This is a genomic window from Vibrio sp. 1401, from assembly GCF_033340295.1.
The window spans coordinates 1-706 of the sequence record NZ_JAWOWF010000359.1; the positions used below are offsets into that span (position 1 = coordinate 1).

Annotated in this window: 1 pseudogene; it reads right to left on the minus strand. The window is 52.0% G+C overall.

Features of this window, described 5'->3' with window-relative positions:
- A pseudogene (locus R7Z77_RS25625) lies at window positions 1-541 on the minus strand (plasmid replication protein); the annotation flags it as partial.
- Window positions 542-706 lie beyond the last annotated feature (165 nt).

Consider the following 706-nt stretch of genomic DNA (forward strand, 5'->3'; position numbering starts at 1 on the left):
CCATCGGGAAGAAGCTGGAGCTGATGAAGGCTTCGCCGTCATCACTGATACATTCGAGTGTTGCGCCACGACAAACCTGGATTGCTTCCTTGATTTCGTTCAGGTTGTACCCGTGACCCATCTTCGAGAGCTCTTTCTGGAGTTCGTACAGAGTGAACATGACTCCAGCCTTGCCCTCGATGATATGGCCTTTCCCGTTCACTGCGAGCTTGCGTAGAGCATCCTCAAGGATTTCCTCTCGCTGTCCCGCGTAGATCAGCACGGTTCTTCCGTCATCCTTCTCGATGATGGCTGGCTTCACCTTCACCGTGAAATGCTGGCCTCTGATGGTGCATTGTCGTGTCACTACAGCGTTGGATATATGTTCATGCTCTCGCTTTTGGGCCCAGATGTACTTCGGCAGCGCATCGTAGATCTCGATGGTGTTGGAGTAGTCGTCTTTCTTGGCCGGAGATTCAATGATCTCAAACAGGCTCATTTGCGGTGAGTCTTTGATTACGTCGAGTTTCTCCAGGTCTTTGTCTTTGGTTCTCTTGCTCATGATTGTTCCGTCGATACTTTCTAGCTGGTGGTCCATGCCGCCAGCATTGTCAATGCTCCCGCTGCTACCGTCGCTGAAAACACTAGCTGGTAGATGCGACGCTTAGCACCCGCAGTGCCGCTCATAAAACGCAGGGCTGCCGCTTCATATCGGAAATGAGCGAAC